Origin of the sequence: Nocardiopsis sp. SBT366, from assembly GCF_001083815.1 — a bacterium.
In the GTDB taxonomy this organism is placed as follows: domain Bacteria; phylum Actinomycetota; class Actinomycetes; order Streptosporangiales; family Streptosporangiaceae; genus Nocardiopsis; species Nocardiopsis prasina.
The window spans coordinates 15954-37864 of sequence record NZ_LAVM01000017.1 but is presented as its reverse complement, the minus strand read 5'-3'; the positions used below and the strand labels follow the sequence as shown (position 1 = coordinate 37864).

Annotated in this window: 20 protein-coding genes, 1 pseudogene and 1 riboswitch; of the genes and pseudogenes, 10 read left to right on the top strand and 11 right to left on the bottom strand. The window is 70.9% G+C overall.

Annotated features, from left to right (window positions below; genetic code table 11):
* Positions 1-298: 298 nt before the first annotated feature.
* Positions 299-1270, top strand: coding sequence for a serine hydrolase domain-containing protein (locus tag ADX84_RS07405; protein WP_017544092.1), 972 nt, complete (start codon positions 299-301; stop codon positions 1268-1270).
* Here the strand turns inward: ADX84_RS07405 and otsB are convergent.
* Both otsB and ADX84_RS07395 read right to left on the bottom strand, forming a co-directional pair.
* Complete coding sequence (otsB, locus tag ADX84_RS07400) at positions 1239-2084, bottom strand: trehalose-phosphatase (protein ID WP_049569526.1); 846 nt, start codon at positions 2082-2084, stop codon at positions 1239-1241. The two genes, ADX84_RS07405 and otsB, sit on opposite strands and share 32 nt — an antisense overlap.
* Positions 2085-2195: 111 nt before the next feature.
* Positions 2196-2480, bottom strand: coding sequence for a DUF3263 domain-containing protein (locus ADX84_RS07395; RefSeq protein WP_017544090.1), 285 nt, complete (start codon positions 2478-2480; stop codon positions 2196-2198).
* A 230-nt stretch (positions 2481-2710) separates the two neighbouring features.
* Here ADX84_RS07395 and ADX84_RS07390 point away from each other — a divergent pair, with 230 nt between their 5' ends.
* The 3 genes from ADX84_RS07390 (at position 2711) to ADX84_RS07380 (ending at position 5537) form a co-directional block, all read left to right on the top strand.
* Complete coding sequence (locus ADX84_RS07390) at positions 2711-3868, top strand: S8 family serine peptidase (RefSeq protein WP_049569522.1); 1158 nt, start codon at positions 2711-2713, stop codon at positions 3866-3868.
* Between the two features lie 157 nt (positions 3869-4025).
* Positions 4026-4817: a class I SAM-dependent methyltransferase gene (locus tag ADX84_RS07385; protein ID WP_049569519.1), complete on the top strand. Its 792-nt coding sequence runs from the start codon at positions 4026-4028 to the stop codon at positions 4815-4817.
* Between the two features lie 114 nt (positions 4818-4931).
* The gene (locus ADX84_RS07380) at positions 4932-5537 is read left to right on the top strand and encodes a GrpB family protein (RefSeq protein WP_049569516.1); all 606 of its coding nucleotides are present in this window, start codon (positions 4932-4934) and stop codon (positions 5535-5537) included.
* A 221-nt stretch (positions 5538-5758) separates the two neighbouring features.
* Here ADX84_RS07380 and ADX84_RS07375 read toward each other — a convergent pair whose 3' ends face one another.
* The gene (locus ADX84_RS07375) at positions 5759-7198 is read right to left on the bottom strand and encodes a trehalose-6-phosphate synthase (RefSeq protein WP_049569608.1); all 1440 of its coding nucleotides are present in this window, start codon (positions 7196-7198) and stop codon (positions 5759-5761) included.
* Between the two features lie 270 nt (positions 7199-7468).
* Positions 7469-7609, top strand: a riboswitch (SAM riboswitch).
* Positions 7610-7622: 13 nt separating this feature from the next.
* Between ADX84_RS07375 and thrC the strand changes: the two genes are divergently transcribed.
* The 3 genes and pseudogenes from thrC to ADX84_RS07360 form a co-directional block, all read left to right on the top strand.
* A complete protein-coding gene (gene thrC, locus ADX84_RS07370) occupies positions 7623-8882 on the top strand; it encodes a threonine synthase (protein WP_017544085.1) in 1260 nt (419 codons plus the stop codon).
* 62 nt (positions 8883-8944) lie between these two features.
* On the top strand, positions 8945-9223 hold the full coding sequence (locus ADX84_RS07365) for a ubiquitin-like small modifier protein 1 (protein WP_017544084.1): 279 nt from the start codon (positions 8945-8947) through the stop codon (positions 9221-9223).
* Positions 9224-9334: 111 nt separating this feature from the next.
* Positions 9335-9550, top strand: a pseudogene (locus tag ADX84_RS07360) (PadR family transcriptional regulator); the annotation flags it as partial.
* A 149-nt stretch (positions 9551-9699) separates the two neighbouring features.
* Here ADX84_RS07360 and ADX84_RS07355 read toward each other — a convergent pair.
* The gene (locus ADX84_RS07355; RefSeq protein ID WP_049569511.1) at positions 9700-10059 is read right to left on the bottom strand and encodes a hypothetical protein; all 360 of its coding nucleotides are present in this window, start codon (positions 10057-10059) and stop codon (positions 9700-9702) included.
* A gap of 370 nt (positions 10060-10429) precedes the next feature.
* Here ADX84_RS07355 and groL point away from each other — a divergent pair, with 370 nt between their 5' ends.
* The gene (groL, locus tag ADX84_RS07350) at positions 10430-12061 is read left to right on the top strand and encodes a chaperonin GroEL (RefSeq protein ID WP_049569508.1); all 1632 of its coding nucleotides are present in this window, start codon (positions 10430-10432) and stop codon (positions 12059-12061) included.
* A gap of 123 nt (positions 12062-12184) precedes the next feature.
* Here the strand turns inward: groL and zwf are convergent, their stop codons facing one another.
* The 3 genes from zwf to ADX84_RS07335 all read right to left on the bottom strand — a co-directional run bounded on the left by zwf (position 12185) and on the right by ADX84_RS07335 (position 14828).
* A complete protein-coding gene (gene zwf / locus ADX84_RS07345; RefSeq protein WP_049569503.1) occupies positions 12185-13612 on the bottom strand; it encodes a glucose-6-phosphate dehydrogenase in 1428 nt (475 codons plus the stop codon).
* A gap of 324 nt (positions 13613-13936) precedes the next feature.
* Positions 13937-14428, bottom strand: coding sequence for an NUDIX hydrolase (locus ADX84_RS07340; protein ID WP_049569500.1), 492 nt, complete (start codon positions 14426-14428; stop codon positions 13937-13939).
* A 76-nt stretch (positions 14429-14504) separates the two neighbouring features.
* Positions 14505-14828: a hypothetical protein gene (locus ADX84_RS07335; RefSeq protein ID WP_199776502.1), complete on the bottom strand. Its 324-nt coding sequence runs from the start codon at positions 14826-14828 to the stop codon at positions 14505-14507.
* A 512-nt stretch (positions 14829-15340) separates the two neighbouring features.
* Here ADX84_RS07335 and ADX84_RS07330 point away from each other — a divergent pair.
* Complete coding sequence (locus tag ADX84_RS07330; protein ID WP_017544075.1) at positions 15341-15628, top strand: hypothetical protein; 288 nt, start codon at positions 15341-15343, stop codon at positions 15626-15628.
* 151 nt (positions 15629-15779) lie between these two features.
* On the opposite strand, the gene ADX84_RS07325 is transcribed toward ADX84_RS07330, so the two are convergent.
* From ADX84_RS07325 to ADX84_RS07315, 3 genes are all read right to left on the bottom strand, one after another.
* Positions 15780-16535: a cyclopropane-fatty-acyl-phospholipid synthase family protein gene (locus ADX84_RS07325; RefSeq protein ID WP_049569496.1), complete on the bottom strand. Its 756-nt coding sequence runs from the start codon at positions 16533-16535 to the stop codon at positions 15780-15782.
* A 102-nt stretch (positions 16536-16637) separates the two neighbouring features.
* Entirely contained in the window at positions 16638-18485 is a 1848-nt protein-coding gene (locus tag ADX84_RS07320; RefSeq protein ID WP_049569494.1) for an ABC transporter ATP-binding protein, read from the bottom strand.
* Positions 18482-20197: an ABC transporter ATP-binding protein gene (locus ADX84_RS07315; RefSeq protein ID WP_049569490.1), complete on the bottom strand. Its 1716-nt coding sequence runs from the start codon at positions 20195-20197 to the stop codon at positions 18482-18484. Before ADX84_RS07315 ends, ADX84_RS07320 begins: the two co-directional genes overlap by 4 nt.
* 142 nt (positions 20198-20339) lie before the next feature.
* On the opposite strand from ADX84_RS07315, the gene ADX84_RS07310 reads away from it, so the two are divergent.
* Positions 20340-21194 (top strand): CPBP family intramembrane glutamic endopeptidase, encoded by an 855-nt coding sequence (locus tag ADX84_RS07310; protein WP_049569483.1) that lies wholly within the window; start codon positions 20340-20342, stop codon positions 21192-21194.
* Positions 21195-21438: 244 nt separating this feature from the next.
* On the opposite strand, the gene ADX84_RS07300 is transcribed toward ADX84_RS07310, so the two are convergent.
* A complete protein-coding gene (locus ADX84_RS07300) occupies positions 21439-21864 on the bottom strand; it encodes an NUDIX domain-containing protein (protein WP_049569475.1) in 426 nt (141 codons plus the stop codon).
* Between the last annotated feature and the right edge of the window lie 47 nt (positions 21865-21911).

Below are 21911 nucleotides of genomic sequence, written 5' to 3'. Positions count from 1 at the left end.
TGCTCACCCTCTGTTCACCCCCTGCTCAGTCCCGAGCCCACCCCCCGTGCTCACCCCAGTGCACACCCCTCCGCGCACCCCTTCGTACGGCCCTGGGCAACGCCACGCCACAGCGGTGTGGTTACGGCCATGACCTGCGAGGGTTTCGTACTGTTCGGAGACGGCACGGGTGTGACAAGCCGGAGTGAACGGGGTATCCGCCGAGAAGTGGGGGAGACCGCTCGGGGGGAGGCGTGTTGTGCGTGATGGTGACTGGCTCACGGAGACTGGGGCGCGGATACGTGGCGTCCTGAAGGTGATGGTGGACGCGGACTGGTTGCCAGGCGGGGCCGCCGTGGTCGGCACCGGCGGAATGTGGGAGTTCGTGGCCGTGGGCCGGACCGACGGAGAGCACGACACCGCTCCCGACGTCTCCTACGACGTCGCGAGCCTGACGAAGGTGATGGCCACCTGGCCGCTCGTGGGACGGGCGATCGCCGAGGGGGTTTTGGACATCAACGCCCCGATGTCCGAATACTTTCCCGGTGAGGACCTCCCCGGGGCCTGGGTGACCACCCGGCAGATCCTCACGCACACCAGCCGCCTCAACCCGGTGTCCTGGATGGAGCGGTACGTGGGCACCGACCAGGACCTCGCCGAGGCGATCCTGTCGGACCCGCTGGAGGAACCCGGCTACCAGTACATCGACCGCGGGTTCATCCTGCTCGGCCTGCTCCTGGAGCGCCTGTACGGCGGCACCCTGGACCGGCTGGCCGACGACCTGTGGACCGATCTCGGCCTGCGCTCCACCACCTACGGGCCGCTGGCGAGGTCGCCCAGTGTGGCGCCGACCGAGCGGCGCCTCGTCGGCGCGGCGCCCTCCTGGGGCGTGGTGCACGACGAGGCGGCCGCGCTGATGGGCGGAGTGTCCGGGCACGCCGGTGTGTTCAGCAACGCCATCGACCTCGGTTCCTTCGCCCGGGAGATGCTGCGCCTGCACGACGGCGGGAGTGGGATCATCCCGTCGTCGTTCATCCGGGAGAGCTGGTCACCACACGTGGACGCGGGGGCCCGGCTGTCGAGGGGGCTGGCCTGGCTGGTCACCCCGGAGGGCGTGGTCTACCACAACGGGTTCACCGGCACGAGCCTGTTCCTGCACCCCGAGAGCGGGCGCTACGTGGGTGTGCTCACCAACGCCGTGCACTACGGGCGCGACCGGACCGGTCTGGTGGACCTGCGCTCGGCCGCGCGTTCGGCGCTCACCCCGCAAGCCCACGAATCGTCGCCGTGAGCTGGCCGAGCAGGGTGGTCAGCCCGGCCGGTCCGGGGACGACCAGGTCGGCGGCGTCGGCGACCTCGGTCACCTCGTCGGAGGAGGAGCACACGGTGAGCCCGGGGATCCCGTGTCCGCGCAGGGCCGCCACGGCGGAGAAGGCGGGCAGGTCGCCGAGGTCGTCACCGGCGAAGAGCACGCTCCGGGCCGCTCTCTCCGCCACGAGGGAGGTGAGGGCGGCGCCCTTGTCCACACCCTGTGGACGGAGCTCGATCACCAGCCGACCGGGCTCCACCTGGAGTTCGGCCCGCTCGGCCAGCTCGGTCAGGGGACCGGCCAGCAGTTCCAGGGCCCGTTCGGGCTCGGCGGCCCGGCGTGTGTGCACGGCCAGGGATCGGCCCTTGTCCTCGACCCACGTGCCCTCCGGCGCGCCGGAGGAGTCGATGAGGGCCGGGAGCTCCTCCCTGACCAGCGCCACTCCGGGCGGCGGGTCGGCGGCCACCACGCGGCCGTCCGTCCACCGTTCGGCGCCGTAGTGGCCGAGCACGACGATCCCGGGGACCCGCTCCAGGCCGCCGAGCCGCACGACGGTGTCTGCGGGGCGGCCGGTGATGACCGCGACGGTGCCCACCAGGGACGCCAGATCGGCCAGCGCGGCCACGATCCCCGGTTGGGGAGCGGAGTCACGCGGATCGGCGACGATGGGCGCCAGGGTGCCGTCGAAGTCGAAGGCGACCAGCGCCCGGTCGGGGTCCGAGACCAGTGCGTCGAGCGCGCTGCGACCGGCGTCGGTGGTGGGCACGGGACGGTCGTCTGCTGTGGACGGGGGCATACGGGGACCTTGTCGCTGTCGGGGGCACTGTGGAGTTCCCAGGCGGGTGCGCTGCCTGGGTCGGTGGCCTGCTCCGCGGGTTCTCCGGAGCCCGTGGCCCGCTCGGTCGCCCTACAGGTGGATGCCCAACTGGCGGGCGTTGCGCTGACGTCTGCGGTCGGCGCGCAGGCGGCGCAGGCGCTTGACGGTCATGGGGTCGAAGGCGAGCGCCTCGGGGCGCTCGACCAGACCGTTGAGCAGTTGGTAGTAGCGGGTCGCGGAGAACCCGAACTCGTCACGGATCGCCTGTTCCTTGGATCCCTCGAACTTCCACCACTGGCGTTCGAAGGCGAGGATGCGCTGTTCGCGCTCGGCGAGGGCCGACTGACCGTCGTCGGACGGACCGATGTTCGGCATGGGACACCCCCTGGACGGGTCATTGGTTTGTCCGGATCGGCGCGACTCATGCTAGCGACTCGCCATGCCGGATGAGGAGCGCGAAACCCAGGACTGGCACCAGGGATACAGTTACGTGTCCTACCCCCCGGGTCACTTGTCCAAGCCTGGATCCTGTGCGCATGACAGAATCGCGAGGGTCCGGGGAGGGCCCGGCGCAGCACCGACCGCAACGTTCGAGGGAGCCTGACGTGCTCGGGGGCAACAGCCGTAGCAGGACACACCAGCGCCACGTGTTGGGCGCCACGGCGGGCGCCTGCGCGGCGCTCACCGTACTGGGACTGACGGCGGTTCCAGCCGCCGCCGACGTACCCGACTTCCGCCCGGAGCAGTGGGCCCTGACCTCCATCGGAGCCCAGGAGGCCTGGGAGACCAGCCAGGGTCAGGGCGTGACCGTGGCCCTTCCGGGGGTCTCCGTGGACGAGGACCACCCCGACCTCCGGGACAACCTGGTGGTCGACACCGAGTTCGGGACGAACGGCAACGACACCGATCCCGGCACGGCGGCGGGCGCGCTGGTCGTCGGACACGGCCACGGCATGGACGCGGACGGCGGGGTGCTGGGCGTGGCCCCGGCCGCGAGGCTGCTGGTCCTGCCCACCGACGACGGCCCCGCGGACGTCATCGGCTACGCCGTGGAGCAGGGGGCCCAGGTCGTCCTGCTCCAGGACGAGGTCGAACAGGACGAGGACCTCCAGACGGCGACCGCGTCGGCCGCGCGGAGCGGGACACTGGTCGTCGCCCCGGCGGGCGGCGAGGCGGACCCGAACGTCCTGGCGGTGGGCGGTGTGGACGAGGAGGGCGTGCTCCTGCCCGACTCGCCCCCGTCCGAGTCGATCGACCTCCTCGCGCCCGGCGCCGAGCTGTCCACGGCCGGCCCGGACATGGGTCAGACCGACGTGACCGGCCCCCCGTACGCCGCCGCGGTGGCCGCGGGTGCGGCCGCGTTGCTGACCTCCGAGTACCCGCAGCTGGGCGCCGAGAAGCTCCGTGAGGCCCTGGTGCAGGGCTCCCAGCAGGGCGGGCAGGGGCTGGCGTCCCTGTACCTGCCCTCGGCCGTCGCGCAGGCCTCAGGGAACGCCCAGGACATGCCGCTCGTCGACGACAACCTGGTGCAGGACGACTCCCCGACCGTTCCGGTGTGGATGTGGTTCGCGCTGGTCGGCGTGGTGCTGGCGCTGATCGTGATCGTGCTGGTGCTGTGGGTGCGCCGGACCAGCAAGGACCCCTACGGGGTGGCGGCCGAGCGGCAGGAGGAGGACCAGCGGCTCGCCGCAGAGCGGGCCGAGCAGGCCCGGGCCGAGGAGCGCCCCTCCCGGCGCAAGGGCGGCCGCCGCCGCAAGAAGTAGGCGCGGCGTCGAGTCGGCTGAGGTCACACGCCCCCTGGCGGGGCGAGCCGTGGCGGATCGGGCGAAAAGCCCGTGACGCCACGGCTTTTCGTTGGTTAGGGTCCTTGCGGCACCACACTTAGCTCGGCTCGGCGACACCTCGACGGTGGGAGACAGCATGGTTCGGATGCGGGACGGCAGCGCGGGCGACGCGGACTACGGGGTCATCGCCCGCACGTACACGGACCACCGGCAACCGGAACCGAGGATCGCCGAACTCCTCCACACCGCCCTGGGAGACGCCCGGACGGTGCTCAACGTCGGTGCCGGGGCCGGGTCCTACGAACCCGCCGACCGCGACGTCACCCCCGTGGAGCCCTCGGCCAGCATGCGGGCCCGGCGCCCCGGGCACCTGCCCGCGGCGGTCGACGGCACCGCCGAGTCGCTGCCGTTCCCCGACGACTCCTTCGACGCCGCCATGACCACCTTCAGCGTCCACCAGTGGTCCGACCTCGGCAGGGGCCTGGCGGAGGTCCGGCGAGTGACCACGGGCCCCGTCGTGGTGCTGACCTGCGACCCCGCCCTGGTACGCGACTTCTGGCTGTACGACTACTGCCCGGAGGTCCTGGACACCGAGGCGCGCCGCTACCCGGAGCCGTCGGTTCTGGCCGAGGGGCTGGGCGGCACGACCACCGTCACCCGGGTGCCCATCCCGCTCGACTGCTCGGACGGCTTCAACGAGGCCTACTACGCGCGCCCCGAGGTGCTGCTCGACCCCGGGGCCCGGCAGGCCTGTTCGGCGTGGAGCTTCGTCGACGAGGCCGCGCACACCCGCTTCCACGAGCACCTCTCCCGCGACCTCCGCGACGGCACGTGGGACGCGCGCCACGGCCACCTGCGCGAACTCCCCGAGTGGGAGGGCTCGCTCGTCCTGGTGGTCTCCACCCCCGAGGGGCGCTCCAAGGCCTGACCGTCGCGTTCGGTCATGCCGATCCGACGGTCGGTAGTGTCACGTATGCGCGTGCATATGTAAGGCACGTCGAAAGCCTTGACGCGGGTACGCCGGACGGCAAGGCTTTGTGGAATGTCGCCTCTCGAAACGCCCTCTCTGCCCTCACGAGGAGACAGGCGGGTCGCCTCCGACCCCATGGCACGCAACCTGGTGAACGGTCGCGTGCGCCTCTCCGAACCCGACCCCAAGTGGCCCTACCTGTTCCGCCAGGAGGAATCCCGTATCCGGGGCGCGCTCGGGGACCGCGTGCTGTCCCTGGACCATGTCGGCTCGACCTCGGTGCCCGGCCTTGCCGCCAAACCCTGCGTGGACCTGGTCATGGCGGTCGCCGACCCCGCCGATGAGTCCGCCTACCTGAACGACCTGGAGAAGGTGGGATACACCCTGGTCATCGCCGAACCCGACTGGTACGAACACCGGGTCCTCAAGGGCCCCAGCGTCAACCTCAACCTCCACGTGTTCGGCCAGGGGTGCGAGGAGATCGACCGCATGCGGCTCTTCCGCGACTACCTCATCGCGGACGCCGGGGCCCGGGAACGCTACACCGCGGTCAAGCGCGAACTCTCCGAGCGCACCTGGAAGCGCATCCAGGACTACGCCGACGCCAAGTCCGGCATCGTCACCGAACTCCTCGCCGAGGCCGAGGCCTGGAAGGCGGCCACCTCCCGGACTCACTGACCGGATACCGGTCGGGCGCCCGGTGACTTACCGGATGACCGGAGTCCGACCGAGAGCCAGCCGGTCGTGGACCGGAACGCGACCCCGCCGAAGGGCGTGTCCAGCACGGGACACGCCCTCGCGTTGTTCCTGGCGTCCTGCGTCTTGGCGTCCTTGGCCGACGCGTCCCGACGCCCGGCACCCGGCCCCCGCCGCGGCCGAGCGGCCCACGTCGAACCCCGTCAGCCGTCCAGGGAACGCAGCTGGTCCTGGAACCAGCGGCGCGGCGGCAGTGCCACGGCGGCCTCGGCCAGCCGTCCCCGGCGCTCCTTGCGCTCCCCCTCGGGCATCGACAGCGCCCGGTGCAGCGCCTCGGCGGTCTCCACGGTGTCGTAGGGGTTGACCAGCAGGGCGTCCCCGCCCAGCTCGTCCGCCGCCCCCGCCTCACGCGAGAGCACCAGCACCGAGTCCCGCTCCGAGAGCACCGGGCCCTCCTTCGCGACCAGGTTCATACCGTCCCGGATCGGGTTCACCAGCAGCACGTCGGCCATCTGGAACGAGGCCAGCGACCGCGGGTAGTCGTCGTTGACCTCCAGCACCAGCGGCGTCCACTCGGGTGTGGAGAACTCCTCGTTGATCTCCTTCGCGATCCGCAGCACGGAGTCCGTGTACTCCCGGTACTCCGGCACGTCGCCCCTGCTCGGGTAGGCGAAGGCCAGGTGGGTGACCCGGCCCCGCCACTCCGGGTGCGCCGTCAGCAGCTCCCGGTACGCCTCCAGACCACGCACGATGTTCTTGGACAGCTCCGTGCGGTCCACCCGGACGACCAGCCGGGTGTCGCCCACGGCCTCACCCAGCGTCCGCCTGCGGTCCGCCACGGCGGGCTCCGACGCGCTCTCCCGCAGCCCCTCCTCGTCCGCGCCCAGGGCGTGCACGCCCACCTCGACGATCCGGCCCCCGTGCTCCACGGTGCGCCGTTCGAGGTCGACGTCGGCGCGCAGGATCTCGGCGCAGCAGCGCAGGAACGCGTCGGCCCAGCGCGGGCTCAGGAACCCCAGCCTGTCGGCGCCGAGCATCCCCTCCAGCAGCTCCCGGGCCACCTGGGTGGGCAGCATCCGGAAGTACTCGGGCGGGGCCCACGGAGTGTGCGAGAAGTGGGCGATCCGCAGGTCCGGTCGGCGGGCGCGCAGGATGCGCGGCACCAGCGCCAGGTGGTAGTCCTGCACGGCCACGCGCGCGTTCTCGGCGGCACCGCTGACCAGCGCCTCCGCGAAGGCGTTGTTGTAGGCGGCGTAGTCCTCCCACTGGCTGCGGAACTCCGAGCCGAAGGAGGGCTTGTTCGGGGTGTCGTACAGCATGTGCTGCACGAACCACAGGGTCGAGTTGGCCACCCCGGTGTAGGCGCCCGAGAAGGTCGTCTCAGGGATGTCCAACATGTGGACTCGCATGCCGTCGAGGTCGTGCGCGAGGTCCAGGCGGGCCCCCGGCGCCTCGGTGGCGGCGCGGCGGTCGGCGTCCGACAGGGCCGCGCACACCCACAGTCCGTCGATCTCGGTGGCCACGGAGATCATCCCCGAGACCAGTCCTCCGCCGCCCCGACGGTGCTCAAGCGAGCCGTCGTCGGCGGTGGAGAAGGAGACCGGGCCCCTGTTGGAGGCTATGAGGATCTGAGCCTTGTCCACGTGGTCGTCCTCTCGACGAAGGATGCTCTGGGGATCACGCACTCCTCCTAGGTCTCGCCTAGGGACAGTCGCCCCAAACCCCCTCGCGGGCAACGGTGGACACCGTCACAGGGGAGCCGGTTCCGTACTCGGGTCGCGCCGCACGTGGACGGTGTCGTCTCAGCATTCGAGCCGCTTTGTGTAATCCGGATCACCCGGCGTGGAAAATCGGTCAGCACCTCAGTTACAGTGACGGTGCGTTCTCGGAGAAGAACCGCCACAACTTCATATTGCTCATCCAGAGGGGTGGAGGGACCGGCCCTGCGAAGCCCCGGCAACCATCTCGACATGTGGAACCGCGATCAACGCGACCCGTCGAGGCAGGTGCCAACTCCGGCCTGGGGTCAAGGTGGCCACCAGGGAAGATGAGGGGAGACGCCTCGCCATGGCGATTGCCGCCGCTGAACCCACCTCCGTTCGCGCCTTCGGTCCCGGGACCGCGCTGTCCTGTCGGGAGTGCGGTGAGCGCTACGAACTCTCGCCGAGCTTCGCCTGCCAGTTCTGTTTCGGCCCCCTGGAGATCGCCTACGACTTCGGGCCCGTCACCCGCGAGCAGATCGAGAGCGGCCCCAAGAACATCTGGCGCTACCGCTCCCTCCTCCCGGTCCCCGACAACGTGGCCGACCTGCCCAACATGAACCCCGGCCTCACCCCCCTCGTCCGGGCCGACCGCCTCGCCGCCGAACTCGGCCTGCGCTCCCTGCACGTCAAGGACGACTCCGCCAACCCCACGCACTCCTTCAAGGACCGCGTGGTCGCGATCGCAGTCGAGGCCGCCCGCACCTTCGGGTTCACCACCCTCTCCTGCTCCTCCACCGGCAACCTCGCCGGTGCCGTGGGCGCCGCCGCCGCGCGTGCCGGATTCGACTCGTGCGTGTTCATCCCGGCCGGTCTGGAGGAGGGCAAGGTCGTGATGGCCGCCGTCTACGGCGGGAAGGTCGTGGCCATCGACGGCAACTACGACGACGTCAACCGCTTCTGCTCCGAGCTCATCGGCGACGAGGCGGGCGAGAGCTGGGGCTTCACCAACGTCAACCTGCGGCCGTACTACGCCGAGGGCTCCAAGACGCTGGCCTACGAGATCGCCGAGCAGCTCGGCTGGCGCCTGCCCGAGCAGATCGTCATTCCGATCGCCTCCGGATCGCAGCTCACCAAGATCGACAAGGGCTTCCAGGAACTGATCAGGGTCGGCCTCGTCGAGGACCGCCCCTACAAGGTGTTCGGCGCGCAGGCCACGGGCTGCTCGCCGGTCGCCCGCGCCTGGGCCGACGGGCACGACGTCATCCAGCCGGTCAAGCCGGACACCATCGCGAAGTCGCTGGCGATCGGCAACCCCGCGGACGGCCCGTACGTGCTGGACATCGCCAACCGCACCGGCGGGGCGATCGAACACGTGGGTGACGACGAGATCGTCGACGCCATCAAGCTGCTGGCCCGCACGGAGGGGATCTTCGCGGAGACGGCGGGCGGTGTGACCACCGGTGTCCTCCGCAAGCTGGTCCGCGAGGGCAGGCTCGACCCCGAGGCGGAGACGGTCATCGTCAACACCGGCGATGGGCTCAAGACCCTCAACGCCGTCGACTCGGGCGTCACCGCCACGATCAAGCCGTCCCTGGAGGCCTTCAAGGCCGAGGGCCTGGCCTGACCCGGACTCGCCCCCACGTCCACCACCCCGCGCAGCACCCACGTCCCAGGAGTACGAACACCATGAGCGTCAGCGTCCGCGTGCCCACCATCCTGCGCACCTACACCAACGACGCGTCCGAGGTGACCGCCGAGGGCGGCACCCTGGCCGAGGTCCTGGACCACCTGGAGGCCAACCACCCGGGCATCCTCGCCCGCGTGCTCGACGACGGCGGCAAGGTCCGCCGCTTCGTCAACGTCTACGTCGGCGACGAGGACGTCCGCTTCGAGAAGGGCCTGCAGACCGAGGTCCGGGACGGCCAGCAGATCTCGATCATCCCCGCCGTCGCCGGGGGCTGCTGACCGCACGGGCAGTGGGCGAACCACAGGGCGGGCACCGGTCGGTGCCCGCCCCGCCGCGTGCCCGGACCCTCGTAACCTGGGAGGAGGTTTCTCCAGGGGACGAGGGTGGCGATGTCGGCGACGCGGTTGTTGGTGCTGGGTGTGGTGCGCGTCCACGGGCAGGCACACGGTTACCGGGCGGGCCGCGAACTGATGGACTGGGGCGCCGAGGAGTGGGCCAACGTCAAATGGGGCTCCCTCTACCACGCGCTCCGCAAGCTCTCCGAACAGGGAAGACTCCGCGAGTTCGTGGCTGAGGGCGAGGTCACCGACCGCACCTCCTCCGCTGCGAGCTGTGCACCCGGCTGCAAGAAGACCGGTCTCTCCTCGGTCGGGTAAGCGTCCACGTCCCCGAAGACCAGGCCCGTGATGTCCTCGTCGAAGATCATCCGCAGCTCTTCGGATCGCACCTCGTCAGGGTTGGGGCCGACCACCAACTACCCCTTCTCCAAGCGGGACAGGTCCTCCTGCGTGCGCAGAATGTGCTCCACCATCTGCTCCCGGCTGAGGGAGAAGTCGCTCTTGAGCCTCCAGACCTCCCTCATCGAGGCTTTGTACTCCCGTGCGGCCGCCGGGCTGGTGGCGGCACGGGCCGCGCGCATGTACGCGCCCGCCGCACGGGCCGCGGTCTCGTCCAGGACCTCTCGGATCACTTCGTCGGAGGTGCTCGGGTCGTAGAGCACTGCCTGGTCGTCTCGCATGGGGTCTTCCTTCCGTTGGGGGGCGTCTACGTGGACGACCTTGCCGTCCAGCAGGGCGTAGGAGCCGGGAGCGACGGGCACGTCGTCGGCCAGCATGATGCCGTGGTCAGTCTGGCTGAACCGGCGGGCCCCTGGTCACCGGGCGGGCAGGACCTGGCCACCCGGTTCCACCAGGGGTTCGTCCGTTGTTCGCCGAGCGCTCAAACCGCCCTGTGGAGGGAAGTCCGCGCTGTTCAGGGCTGTTTCCGAAGCTGGGGAAATCGTGACCACATCGTTTGCACTCTCCATGGCCGAGTGCTAAAAAAGGGAGTGGTTAGCACTCACCTATACCGAGTGCTAACCGGATCGAGGCTGCGAGATCGTGGTCCTCCGGCAGCAGGGTTGCCGGTGCGAACGCGGTCGTCCGTCGCGGGCGCACGCCTCGTCCCATCGCGTATCAGCCCGGTCACGGGAGGACAAGAACTCAATGGCAGCCAAACTGATCGCGTTCGACGAGGAGGCCCGTCGCGGCCTCGAGCGCGGCATGAACCAGCTCGCTGACGCCGTGAAGGTCACGCTCGGCCCGAAGGGTCGCAACGTCGTCCTGGAGAAGAAGTGGGGCGCCCCCACTATCACCAACGACGGTGTCTCCATCGCCAAGGAGATCGAGCTCGAGGACCCCTGGGAGAAGATCGGGGCCGAGCTGGTCAAGGAGGTCGCCAAGAAGACGGACGACGTCGCCGGTGACGGTACGACCACCGCCACCGTCCTGGCCCAGGCTCTCGTCCGCGAGGGTCTGCGCAACGTCGCCGCTGGCGCCAACCCGATCGGCCTCAAGCGCGGCATCGAGGCCGCCGTGGCCCGCATCAACGAGGAGCTCGGCAACCTCTCGAAGGACGTCGAGACCAAGGAGCAGATCGCCTCCACCGCCTCCATCTCCGCTGGTGACACCCAGATCGGTGAGACCATCGCCGAGGCGATGGACAAGGTCGGCAAGGAAGGCGTCATCACCGTCGAGGAGGGGCAGACCTTCGGGCTCGAGCTTGAGCTCGCCGAGGGCATGCGCTTCGACAAGGGCTACATCTCGCCCTACTTCGCCACCGACCTTGAGCGCATGGAGACGGTCCTCGAGGACCCCTACATCCTCATCGTCAACTCGAAGATCTCCAACAACAACGAGTTCCTGCCCGTTGTCGAGAAGGTCCTCCAGTCCGGCCGTCCGCTGATGGTCATCGCCGAGGACGTCGCCGACGGCGCCCTGCAGACCCTCGTGGTCAACAAGATCCGCGGCACCTTCAAGTCCGTCGCCGTCAAGGCTCCGGGCTTCGGTGACCGCCGCAAGGCCCAGCTCGGCGACATCGCCGTGCTGACCGGCGGCCAGGTCATCACCGAGGAGGTCGGCCTCAAGCTCGAGAACACCGAGCTCGACCTGCTGGGCCGCGCCCGCAAGGTCGTCGTCACCAAGGACGAGACCACCATCGTCGACGGTGCCGGTGACGCCACCGCCATCGCCGGTCGCGTGAACGAGATCCGCAACGAGATCGAGCGCACCGACTCCGACTACGACCGCGAGAAGCTCCAGGAGCGCCTCGCGCGTCTGGCCGGCGGCGTGGCCGTCATCAAGGCCGGTGCCGCCACCGAGGTGGAGCTCAAGGAGCGCAAGCACCGCATCGAGGACGCCGTCCGCAACGCCAAGGCCGCGGTCGAAGAGGGCATCCTGCCCGGCGGTGGCGTCGCGCTGCTGCAGGCCAGCGTCCCCGCGTTCGAGAAGCTGGACCTCGAGGGTGACGAGGCCATCGGCGCCGACATCGTGCGTCGCGCCATCGCCGAGCCGCTCAAGATGATCGCGGTCAACGCCGGCCTCGAAGGCGGCGTCGTGGCGGACAAGGTCAAGCACCTGGAGCCCGGTTTCGGCCTCAACGCCGCCACCGGCGAGTACACCGACCTGTTCAAGGACGGCGTCATCGACCCGACCAAGGTCACCCGTTCCGCTCTGCAGAACGCGTCGTCCATCGCTGGTCTGTTCCTGACCACCGAGGCCGTCATCGCCGACAAGCCGGAGAAGGCCTCGGCTCCCGCCGGCGACCCGACCGGTGGCATGGGCGGCATGGACTTCTAGCAGGTCCGTGACACCGGGCGTGAGCCCGTAGGCGCCTGAGGTCCGGATACGCGACCTCGCCCGCGACGACCGGGCGGTCCCCATGGGGACCGCCCGGTTTCGCTCTTTCCGGGACCCCGGGGGTCAACCCTGGGCGGGCCCGTGCGGACGGATCGCGTCGGCCAGTTGGTGCCAGCCCTGCGGTCCCGGGAGCACCTGCGCCGACTCCGGTCCGTAGGAGCCCGGAAAATAGGGTTCGGGCTCCGTCGCCGAGTCCATCAGCGGGTCGACGATCCGCCACGACTCCTCGACCACGTCGAAGCGCACGAACTGCTCCGGGCTGCCCACCACGGCGCCGTGCAGCACGTGGTCGTAGGCCTCGTGCCCCCGGCCCAGTTGGCGTTCCACGTCGGCCGCGAGCACGAGGCGCGCCGCCGAGTCGCTCTCCGCGCCGGGTTCGTTGAGCAGCATCTCGAAGGTCACCCCGGACCATGGCTCCAGCTGGAACCGGACCAGGTTGGCGGGCCCCGGGTAGAGGTCGGCGGCGGGGCGCTTCAGCTCGGCCACCACCTCCCATGAGGTGAGCGGCATGTGCTTGCCCGAGCGAACGTAGAAGGGCACGCCCGCCCAGCGGCGGTTGTCCACCCACATGCGCAGCGCGAAGAAGGTCTCCGTGGTGGAGCCGGGGCCGACCCCCTCCGTGCTGAGGTAGCCGTCGTAGCGGCCCCGGATCGCGTCGGCCGGTTCGATGGTGCGCACGGCGCGCAGCAGGCGCAGCGTCTCGTCCTTGACCGCCGAGGGGTCGGTGGAGACCGGCGCGTCCATCGTGAGCAGCGCGAACAGCTGGAGCAGGTGGTTCTGGAACACGTCCCGAACCGCCCCTGCGGCGTCATAGAACGACCCCCGGTCGTCCACCCCGAAGTCCTCGGCCATGGTGATCTGCACGTTGTCCACGAACGTCCGGTTCCACACGGGCTCCAGCAGGGTGTTGCCGAACCGGGTCACCGGCAGCCCCCGGACGGGTTCCTCGCCCAGGAAGTGGTCGACGAGGTAGAGGCTCTCCGAGGGGAAGCACTCCAGGAGCGCGCGGTGGAGTTCGCGGGCCGATGCGAGGTCGTGGCCGAAGGGCTTCTCCACCACCAGGCGGGCGTCACGGTTGAGCCCGGCGTCCGCCAGGGCGCGGGCCACCGTGGTGAACAGCGCGGGTGGCACCGCCAGGTAGTGGGCGGTGTGGGAACCGTCGGGCAGGGTCGCGGCGAGGTCCGCGTAGGTGCGGGGGTCGTTGAGGTCGCCGGTGACCAGCGTCATCCGGTCGGTCAGGGACCGCATGACGGACTCGTCCAGGGTGGTGGAGGCCTCGGAACCGGTCTCGGCGAGGTGCTCGGTGACGGCCTCGCGGGTCCGCCGCCGCAACTCCTCTGTGTCCCAGTCGGACTTGGCCACCCCCACGATCCGGGTGCGCAGCTCCTCCCGTTCCGCCAGGTGGTAGAGGGCGGGCATGAGGTACTTCCGGGCGAGGTCACCGGTCACTCCGAAGATCACCAGGGTGTCGGCGTTGGGTCCTGTGGTCATGCTGTCCCCTCGTCGGCGGCCGGTGCGCGGGCGGCGCACGTTGGCGGGGGTACCCGGTCCGGGCCGCTGACGTGCCCAAGGAAGGGCCAAGAAAGGGTGACCGGGCCGACCTGGGGCGTCCGCGCGGGGGCTCCTGCCAGCGTCCAGGAGCCCTGGGCGATCCGGTGCAGGTGGGCCAGCTGATGCCGCACCCCTCGTCCAGGACGTCGCGCGCCCCGCGGGCCGCCGTCCGGCGCACCACTCAGGGGGAAGGGCGGTCGTCGTGGCTCCACGGATGCCGCAGGTGGGCGGTGCGTCTCCGTGCCGTGGGCGTCCTGGAACCGGCTAAAGAGGGGCTGACCCCGCGTCCCGGCCGTCGAGCCAGGCGCGGACCGCCGCCTTCACCTGCGGGGTGAGGTCGCTGTCCGCGTACTCCTCGGCCGGTATCCAGCGCAGGTCCGTGTGCTCCTCGGAGAGCACCGCCTCCGCGCCGTCGTGGGGGAGCGCGAAGGTGAACTGGCGCTTGCGCACCCCGTGCCGGGAGACGTAGTCGAACCAGGTCACGAACGGTTCGAGGGGCAGCGCGCCGGGTGCCCGGCCGATCTCCTCCCGCAGTTCCCGCGCGAGGCCTTCCAGGATGGCCTCCCCGGGGTCCACCCCGCCCGAGGGGAGGCTCTCCGCGCCGGGGAAGGAGGTGTCGTCGTCGCGGCGGCGCAGCAGCAGGATCTCCCGCCCCGAGTCCCGGTGGACGATCGCGCCCGCCGCGTACCGTTCGATGCCCGCCGCTCGGGCCTGGTCGGCCAGGTCATCGAAGGCCGTCGGTTCCGTGGTGTCCATGGGGTGACCGTACCGAGCGGCGGGGCGGGCCGTCGGTGTCCGGCTCCGGTCGACACCGGAACCGGACACCCGTGCTCTACCGTGGGCCGGTAATGCGCAGGGCCACCAGGGTGGCGAGCATCCACGCGACCCCGGCCACGATCAGCGTGACGGCCGCGGGGGCTCCGACGACGTGGGCCAGGCCGCCGAGCGCGAGCGGGGGAAGGACGGTACCGCTCAGGGCGAGGAACGAGGCCGAGGCCCGCTCGGCGGGGGAACCGGCTCGGGCTTTGCCCTTGAAGCGGGCCGAGAGCCCCTCCGAGCTGAGACGCGCCTCCATCCCGTAGGTGAAGGGGGTCCGGTCGATGTCGACGTCCGCTCGCGAGCGCGGGGACTCGGCGTCCAGACGGAGTTCCCTCACGTGTGGTTCTTCCCGAGTCTCCCGCTGCTGCGGGGGCTGCCCCGGGGGATCTCCCATGAACGAACCTCCAGCCGTTGGCGTACAGGGGGGGTGGTGCCGCTCCCTGGTTCGATGGGGGCCAGGCCGGCACCTGGTGACGCCGAAGCGCCGAGTGTCCACGCTCCGTAGCCTACCATGTGGGTGTCTTTTGGTGCATGTGATGTGATGACGAATGATGCCTTGACTGCATCTCATATCAGTCTGTTAAGCTTTCCCTAGCCTTACCAAAGTCGCGGAAGTGCTGGGGGGAGATGCCGATGGCCGGGTTCAGCTCATGGACGTGCCCCGGCCCGTGCCGCTGTCGGAGGGATCTCCGCGTCGAGGCGTTCGACCCTCCGTGCGAGCCCCGTCGTTTCCCCGTGCCGACCGCGCCGTCCCGCGTGCGGTGTCTCCGGCACGCTCCGAGTTCGTGTTTCCCGCGGCTCCTCGCGGATCGAGCCCACCGCAGTCAAGCCAGAGAACGAGGTCGCGCCATGTCACCCAAGGGCACAGGAACAGAACTCACCGACGCCTCCCAGGGGCGGGGCCGCCCTGCCGGGAGAAGGGTCGCCGGATCCCCGGCGCGGGTCACCGTCAACCTCACCGCGCGCTCCACGAAGGCGATGGAGGAGGCCGTCGCCGCGACGGGTGACACCCAGACCGACGTCATCAACCGCGCCCTTCAGGTGTACGCCTACCTTGAGTCCGTCATGGCCGAGGGCGACCGCGTCTACGTCGAGAACGCCGAGACCCAGGAGCGAGAGCGCCTGCGCTTCTTCTGAACCCTCCCCTTCGGCGTGCCCGGCAAGCCCGGGTGCCGTGCCAGTGCCCCGACCGTGAGCGCCGAGTGTCCACACCACCGCCGCCCGGTCGGGCGCACGAACGCCGGGAGCAGCCGAACGTCATCCCGGTGTCGTGCGCGGTCGACTCGCCTCAGACCCGTAGCAGGGTGAGGTAGGCGAACCCTTGCGTCTCCCGCTGGGCGTGCACGCGCGCGTGGCGGTGCCGGTCGGCGCGGTCGCGGACCTCGTCGAAGTCGGGGGAGTCGGGATTCTCCCGCAGCCAGTCCTCCCAGCCCAGGCAGTGCCAGTTCTCGAACTCGTCCCACTCGTCCACGGTGGTCTCCGCCAGCGCGATCAGCCGGAAGCCGTGGGAGAGAGCGAAGTCCACCAGCTCTGGCATGGAACGGTACTGGTCGCGCGGGATGAACGGCATGGCCGCCATCTCGGCGTCGGTCGGCGGCCGCTTCCAGAAGCACTCGGCGAACGCCGCCCGGCCGCCCGGTCTGGTCAGGTCGGCCAGGGCCGCCAGGGCGTTGGCCGTGTGCACCACAGGGTCACCGCCCCACACGTGGCTGGCGCCGATGTTGAGCATGACGTCCGCGGGTTCGCCCCGCCACGCGCCGACGTTCCCGGCCACCAGTTCGACCCGGTCGGCCAGCCCGCGCTCCTTGGCGTTGGCCCGGCCGAGCCGGACGTAGTCCTCGCTGAGGTCGATGCCGAACCCGGTCGCGGTGGGTTCGGTCGCCAGTGTGCGGAGCAGCAGTTCGGCCCAGCCGCAGCCGACGTCCACCACGTGGCGATCCGTCAGGGGACCCAGTGAACGGATCAGACGAACGGCCCGCTCGTCGTTGAGCGGGCCGTTGAAGTCGACGTCGCGGTACAGCGGGGGAACCTCGGGGGTGGTCATCGGAGGAGGATCACTCGTGCGAGGGTGGTCTGTCAACGCTTTTCCGGCGCCCGCTTCCCGCGCCCCGTTTCCTACGCCCCGTTTCCGGCCCCTGCCCCGGGCTCAGCCCTCCCCGTGCCAGGCGTTCCACAGTGCCGCGTAGGAGCCGCCCCGGGCGATGAGTTCATCGTGGGTGCCGAGCTCGACGATCCGGCCGCCGTCCACCACGGCCACGCGGTCCGCGTCGTGCGCGGTGTACAGGCGGTGGGCGATCGCGACGACGGTGCGGCCCGCCAGGACTCCGGCGAGCGAGCCCTCCAGTCGGCGGGCCGAACGGGGGTCGATCATCGAGGTGGCCTCGTCCAGCACCAGGACCTGGGGGTCGGCCAGCACGACCCGGGCCAGGGCCAGCTGCTGCACGTGGGCGGGGTCCAGGGCGTCGCGCCCGGAGCCCACCAGGGTGTCCAGGCCGTCCGGCAGCGCGCGCACCCAGGCGTCGGCGTCCACCGCCTCCAACGCCCGCCACAGCCGGTCCCGGTCCACGCTCTCGTCGTCCAGCGCCAGGGCCAGGTTCTCGGCGATCGTGCCCCGGAACACGTGGCTTTCCTGGCTGAGCAGGATCGCCCGTTCCCGGCGCTCCTCGGGGGACAGCGAGGTCAGGTCCGCGCCGCCGACGCGCACGGTTCCGGTGCCGGGCAGGTACACCCCGGCGAGGAGCTTTCCGAGGGTGGACTTTCCGGCTCCGCTCGGTCCGACCATGGCGAGCCGTTCCCCGGGGCGCAGGTCGAGGTCCACCCCGCGCAGCACCTCCGTGCCGGGGGAGTAGCCGAACCGCACACCGTGGACGGCCACGGTGCCGGGCTCACCTGCCTGGGCCTCGGGTTCGGCGCCGGGGAGCGCGGGCCCGTCTGGTTCCTGGACCCCCAGGAGGCGTCGCATCGCGGTGAAGCCGACCATCATGTTGTCGATCTGGTCGATCATGCGCTCCAACGGCCTGGACATCTGCACGGTCAGGAACACCGCCGTGGCGATCTGTCCCAGGGAGAGCTCGCCCTGGACGTGCAGCACCCCCGCGACCAGGAAGGTCGTGGCCGAGGCGAACATGTACGAGAACTCCAGCGGCGGATACCAGACGGTCCGCAGCCACAGCGTGTACCGCTCGGCCAGGTACGCGCGGCGCACGTCGGCGTCCGTGCGCAGGTCCTGCCACCGCTGGCGGCCCAGCGCCTCCAGCGTGTGCGCACCCTCCACCGTGTCGGACACACCCTGGGTGAGCCTGGAGTAGGTGCCCATCTCGGCCAGGTACCCGTCCGGGGCCCGCCGCGCGTACCAACGCGTACTCACCCAGATGACCAGCGCGGACGGCACCCACGCGAGCAACAGCGCCGGGTGCAGGAAGGCCTGGGCCGCCATGATGACCAGCACCGTGGCCACACCGGTGGCGAACACCGGCAGCGACTCACGCACCATCACGCTCAGCGAGTTGATGTCGCGCCCGGTCCGCGAGACCAGGTCGCCGGTGCCCGCGCGCTCCACGGTGCCCAGGGGCAGCCGCAGGACCGACCGGACGAACTCCTCGCGCAGCTCGGACAGCAGCCCCTCGCCGAAGCGGATGGACTGGGCCACGGCCGCCAGCAGAAGGGCGGCGTTGACCAGCAGGGACGCCACGATGACCAGGGCCATGGCGTCCACGCGCCCCGGTGCGGCGCCGTCACGGACGGCGTCGATGACCATCCCGAGCACCCACGGGGCGACCAGCGCCGACCCCGTGGCCAGCGCGTACAGCGCGATGACCTGGATCAGGAGCGGTCCGTGGTCGCGGCCCGCGCGGCGCATCCGCCGCCACACCACGGGGAAGGGTGCCACCGGGAGGGCCGTCGGGTCGACCGCGACGGTGGGCGGACCCCCGGAAACGGAGGGCGGCGGCGCGGGTTCCTCGGCAGGGTGCCGGGGGTCGGCTGTCTGGGTCATACCCTCTCCTCCTCCAGCGTCGTGCGCAGGACGGTGGCGGCGTAGGCTTCCTCGGTGCGCAGAAGGTCCCGGTGGGCACCCTCTGCGGCCACCCGGCCCTCCACCACGAACTGGACGTGGTCGGTGCGGTCCAGCAGCAGCGGGCTGGTGGTGACCACCCCGGTGGTGCGGTCGGCGCGGACCCCTCGGAGCCGTTCGGCGACGGCGGCCTCCGAGTGAGCGTCCACCGCCGAGGTGGGTTCGACGAGGACCAGCACGTCGGGGTCCCTGAGCAGGGCACGGGCCAGGCGCAGGCGCTGCTGCTGTCCGCCGGAGTACTCGCGGGCGCGTTCGGTGAGTTCGACCTCCAGCCCCAGGGGGGACTGGGCGAGCACGTCCTCAGCCGACGCGGCTCGGAGCATGGCGGTGACGTGCTCGTCCGTGCCGGTGCCGTCGGGGTCGAGTTCGTCGCGCAACCGGCCGGAGAACAGGTGGGCGTCGTTTCCCGCGACCAGCACGCGGCGGCGGACCTCCCGCAGCGGCAGATCGTCCAAGGGGACGGCGGACAGCTCGGCGGCGCCGTTCCGGTAGCGGCCCAGCCGCTCGACCAGCGGGCCCACGTCGGTCTGGTCGGCGCAGACCACGCCGGTCACCCTCCCGTGGTGCAGGAGCACTCCACTCGTCGGGTCGTGCAGGTCGTGCGGCCCGGTGAGCGCCTGGGCCGGGGCAGCGGATTCCGTGAGGTCGTGCTCCAATCCCAGCACACGCACCACGCGGCTGGCCGCGACCCGGGCGGTCACCAGGTCGGAGGAGAAGAGCATGAAGTAGCGGACGGAGCTCGCCAGCGCGCCCGTGTAGCCGTAGAAGGAGACCAGCTGGCCCACGGTGATCTCGCCGACCAGAGCCAGCCGCGCGCCGTACCAGACGATCCCCACCAGGAGCAGTCCCGGGTAGAGGGTGCGGACGGCCTCCAGCGCGGCGTCCATCCAGCCCACCCGGACGCCCGCGGCCCGCACCCGCTGGGACTCGGCTCGGTACCGTTCGCCGGTCGACCGCTCACCGCCCACCCCGCGCAGGACCCGCAGTCCGGCCACGAGGTCGGTGGCGCGGGTGGTGAGCTCGGCCTGCCGGTCGCGGTGGGCGTGCGTGCGGCGGTTGAGCGGACGCAGCAGCGGGACCATGCCGACGACGATCAGCGGTACCGCCACCAGGACGATCAGACCGAAGGTGACGTGGGAGGTCAGCATCAGGAAGGCGACCATCAGGACCGCGACCATGGAGGAGACGGCCAGGTTGGAGCGTTCGTAGAAAGCGCCGAGCCGGTCGATGTCGTCGGTGCCGACCGCCACGACCTCGCCGGTGGGCAGCCGACGGGTGAGCGTCGGCCCCAGCCGTGAGGAGTGGCGGGTGATGAGCTGCATCGTTCGGTACGCGGACGCGTACCAGTTGAAGCAGCTCGCGCGTTCGAACAGGGGCGTCAGGGCCGCGCCCGCCACGGCGCACAGTCCGATGAGCGCGAACCAGTACATCAGGGTGCCGTATCCGCCGCCGTCCAGCCCGGAGTCGAGCGCCGCGCCGAGCACGAACGAAACCAGGATCGTGCTCAGGTAGTACGCGGAGGCGACCAGAGAGGCCCACAGCAGTGAGCGCCACTCCTTGCGGACGAGCCAGAGGAGGAAGCGGTTGGCGGAGCGGTGGTCCGGAATGCCCGGGGGCTGGGGAAGTACGCGCACAGTTACCGCACCCTAACCAGGTCCTCCGGAGGAGACCACTGGTTTTTCCGGCAGGCGGAGAACCCGTCGGCGGTCGTGTTCAGGGGGTTCTCCGGGTGTTCCCGGATGGTGCGCGGCGGCCCCGGAGCGGGAGGCTGGTGCCATGAACGACACAACCCTCCGTGAGGTCGGGCCCGCCCGGCCTGGTCTCCCCCTGCGGATCGCGGTCGTCACCGTCGGCGCCGTGCTGATCTGGGTCGCCATCACCCTGGCCAACGACCTGCTGTTCGTGGAACCCGGTGGCCGGGGCAACCTCACCCACTGGACGAACGCCGGGATCGCCGTCGTCCTGGGGACGGCGTTGGTCTGGGCGGCCCGCCGCCACCTGGATCGCCGCCCGTGGTCCGGTCTGGGGCTGACCGGCCCGCGCGAGGCCTGGTGGCCGCTGCTCGTGGGCGCGCTCGCCTGGCTGCTCCCGGCCGCGCTCGGGCTGGGGTTCGCCCTCGCCCTCGGGGCCTCGATCACCCCGAGCGTTCCCGCGAGCCGGATCGTGCTCTCCCTGGTGCTGCTCACGGTGCTGGTGCTGCTCTACGAGGCCCTGCCGGAGGAGCTGATCTTCCGGGGGTACCTCTTCCGCAACCTCAACACTGCGATGTCCGCCTGGTTGGCGGTGTTCGCGCAGGCGGCGCTGTTCACCCTGTGGGGGACCGGCCTGTGGGTCCTCACCGGCGGGTGGGAGGTCGTCGCCGAGAGGGTGCCGCTGTTCCTCGGTATGAGCGTGGTGCTGGGCTGCCTGCGGGTGGTCACCGGGAACCTCTGGGCCTGCGTGGGCTTCCACCTGGCCTTCCAGGTGGCGGCGCAGGCCGTGCTGAGCTGGGACCTGTTCGAGGTGAACGGGGTCGACACCGTCATGGCGACCGTGTTCCTGCTCCCGTTCGCACTCGGGGTCACCGTCGCCATGCTGATCCTGCGCGACACCGGCAGCTGGACCGGGCGGGTCCCCGACCCGTCGTCCTGAACGCGGCGCGGCTCATTGGGGAGGGCGGAACGGCCTGCCTCATTCATGGGCGGTGGAACGGTGTCCGACGTGCACCACCCAGATGATGAGCCGATCGTTCTCCAAGGTATGGATGAACCGGTGGTCCCCCACACGGAGTCGCCGCACCTCGGGACTACCGGCCAGGGCTGTGGTTCCGTGTCCCAGGGGGTCGCTCACATCGAATAGCGGATCCGCCACCAGCGAAGCATCCAGGAAACGCGTCCTAGGGAAGCTCACCGCGCTGGTGGAGGAGCTCGACCAGCTCGCGCACGGCCGGGGCGCAGAGGTCGCGCTCGGCGTGGGAGACCCACACCGCCTCCTGGATCTCGTTGTCCGGCACGATCTCCCCGTCGTGCTCGGCGGCGTAGCAGACCAACCGCACCCGGGTCCCGGGCGCCTGTGCGTGCGCCTCCTGGTCGATCTCCGCGACCGGGCGGAAGGTGCCGGGGCGCAGGACCACGCTGACCTCCTCCAGGGTCTCGCGGGCCACCGCCTCCTCGTCGCTCTCGCCGGGCTCACGCTTGCCGCCGGGGATGTACAGGAGGTCCCTGCCTTCGGGGCGCACGCACAGCAGGCGGCCGTCACGCACGTGGACCCAGGCCAGGGCCTCGATGACGGTGGGGGGTGAGGGAAGTGAGTTCGCGGACATGTGGCCACTCTAGGTCGCGGCGTGCTGGGGCGAACGGCCGCTTCCGG

Coding starts and splice junctions, on each gene's coding strand:
- ADX84_RS07405 (WP_017544092.1), top strand. CDS start 299: ATGGTGGACGCGGACTGGTTGCCAGGCGGGGCCGCCGTGGTCGGCACC.
- otsB (WP_049569526.1), bottom strand. CDS start 2,084: ATGCCCCCGTCCACAGCAGACGACCGTCCCGTGCCCACCACCGACGCC.
- ADX84_RS07395 (WP_017544090.1), bottom strand. CDS start 2,480: ATGCCGAACATCGGTCCGTCCGACGACGGTCAGTCGGCCCTCGCCGAG.
- ADX84_RS07385 (WP_049569519.1), top strand. CDS start 4,026: ATGGTTCGGATGCGGGACGGCAGCGCGGGCGACGCGGACTACGGGGTC.
- ADX84_RS07380 (WP_049569516.1), top strand. CDS start 4,932: ATGTCGCCTCTCGAAACGCCCTCTCTGCCCTCACGAGGAGACAGGCGG.
- thrC (WP_017544085.1), top strand. CDS start 7,623: ATGGCGATTGCCGCCGCTGAACCCACCTCCGTTCGCGCCTTCGGTCCC.
- ADX84_RS07365 (WP_017544084.1), top strand. CDS start 8,945: ATGAGCGTCAGCGTCCGCGTGCCCACCATCCTGCGCACCTACACCAAC.
- ADX84_RS07355 (WP_049569511.1), bottom strand. CDS start 10,059: ATGCTGGCCGACGACGTGCCCGTCGCTCCCGGCTCCTACGCCCTGCTG.
- groL (WP_049569508.1), top strand. CDS start 10,430: ATGGCAGCCAAACTGATCGCGTTCGACGAGGAGGCCCGTCGCGGCCTC.
- zwf (WP_049569503.1), bottom strand. CDS start 13,612: ATGACCACAGGACCCAACGCCGACACCCTGGTGATCTTCGGAGTGACC.
- ADX84_RS07340 (WP_049569500.1), bottom strand. CDS start 14,428: ATGGACACCACGGAACCGACGGCCTTCGATGACCTGGCCGACCAGGCC.
- ADX84_RS07330 (WP_017544075.1), top strand. CDS start 15,341: ATGTCACCCAAGGGCACAGGAACAGAACTCACCGACGCCTCCCAGGGG.
- ADX84_RS07325 (WP_049569496.1), bottom strand. CDS start 16,535: ATGACCACCCCCGAGGTTCCCCCGCTGTACCGCGACGTCGACTTCAAC.
- ADX84_RS07320 (WP_049569494.1), bottom strand. CDS start 18,485: ATGACCCAGACAGCCGACCCCCGGCACCCTGCCGAGGAACCCGCGCCG.
- ADX84_RS07310 (WP_049569483.1), top strand. CDS start 20,340: ATGAACGACACAACCCTCCGTGAGGTCGGGCCCGCCCGGCCTGGTCTC.
- ADX84_RS07300 (WP_049569475.1), bottom strand. CDS start 21,864: ATGTCCGCGAACTCACTTCCCTCACCCCCCACCGTCATCGAGGCCCTG.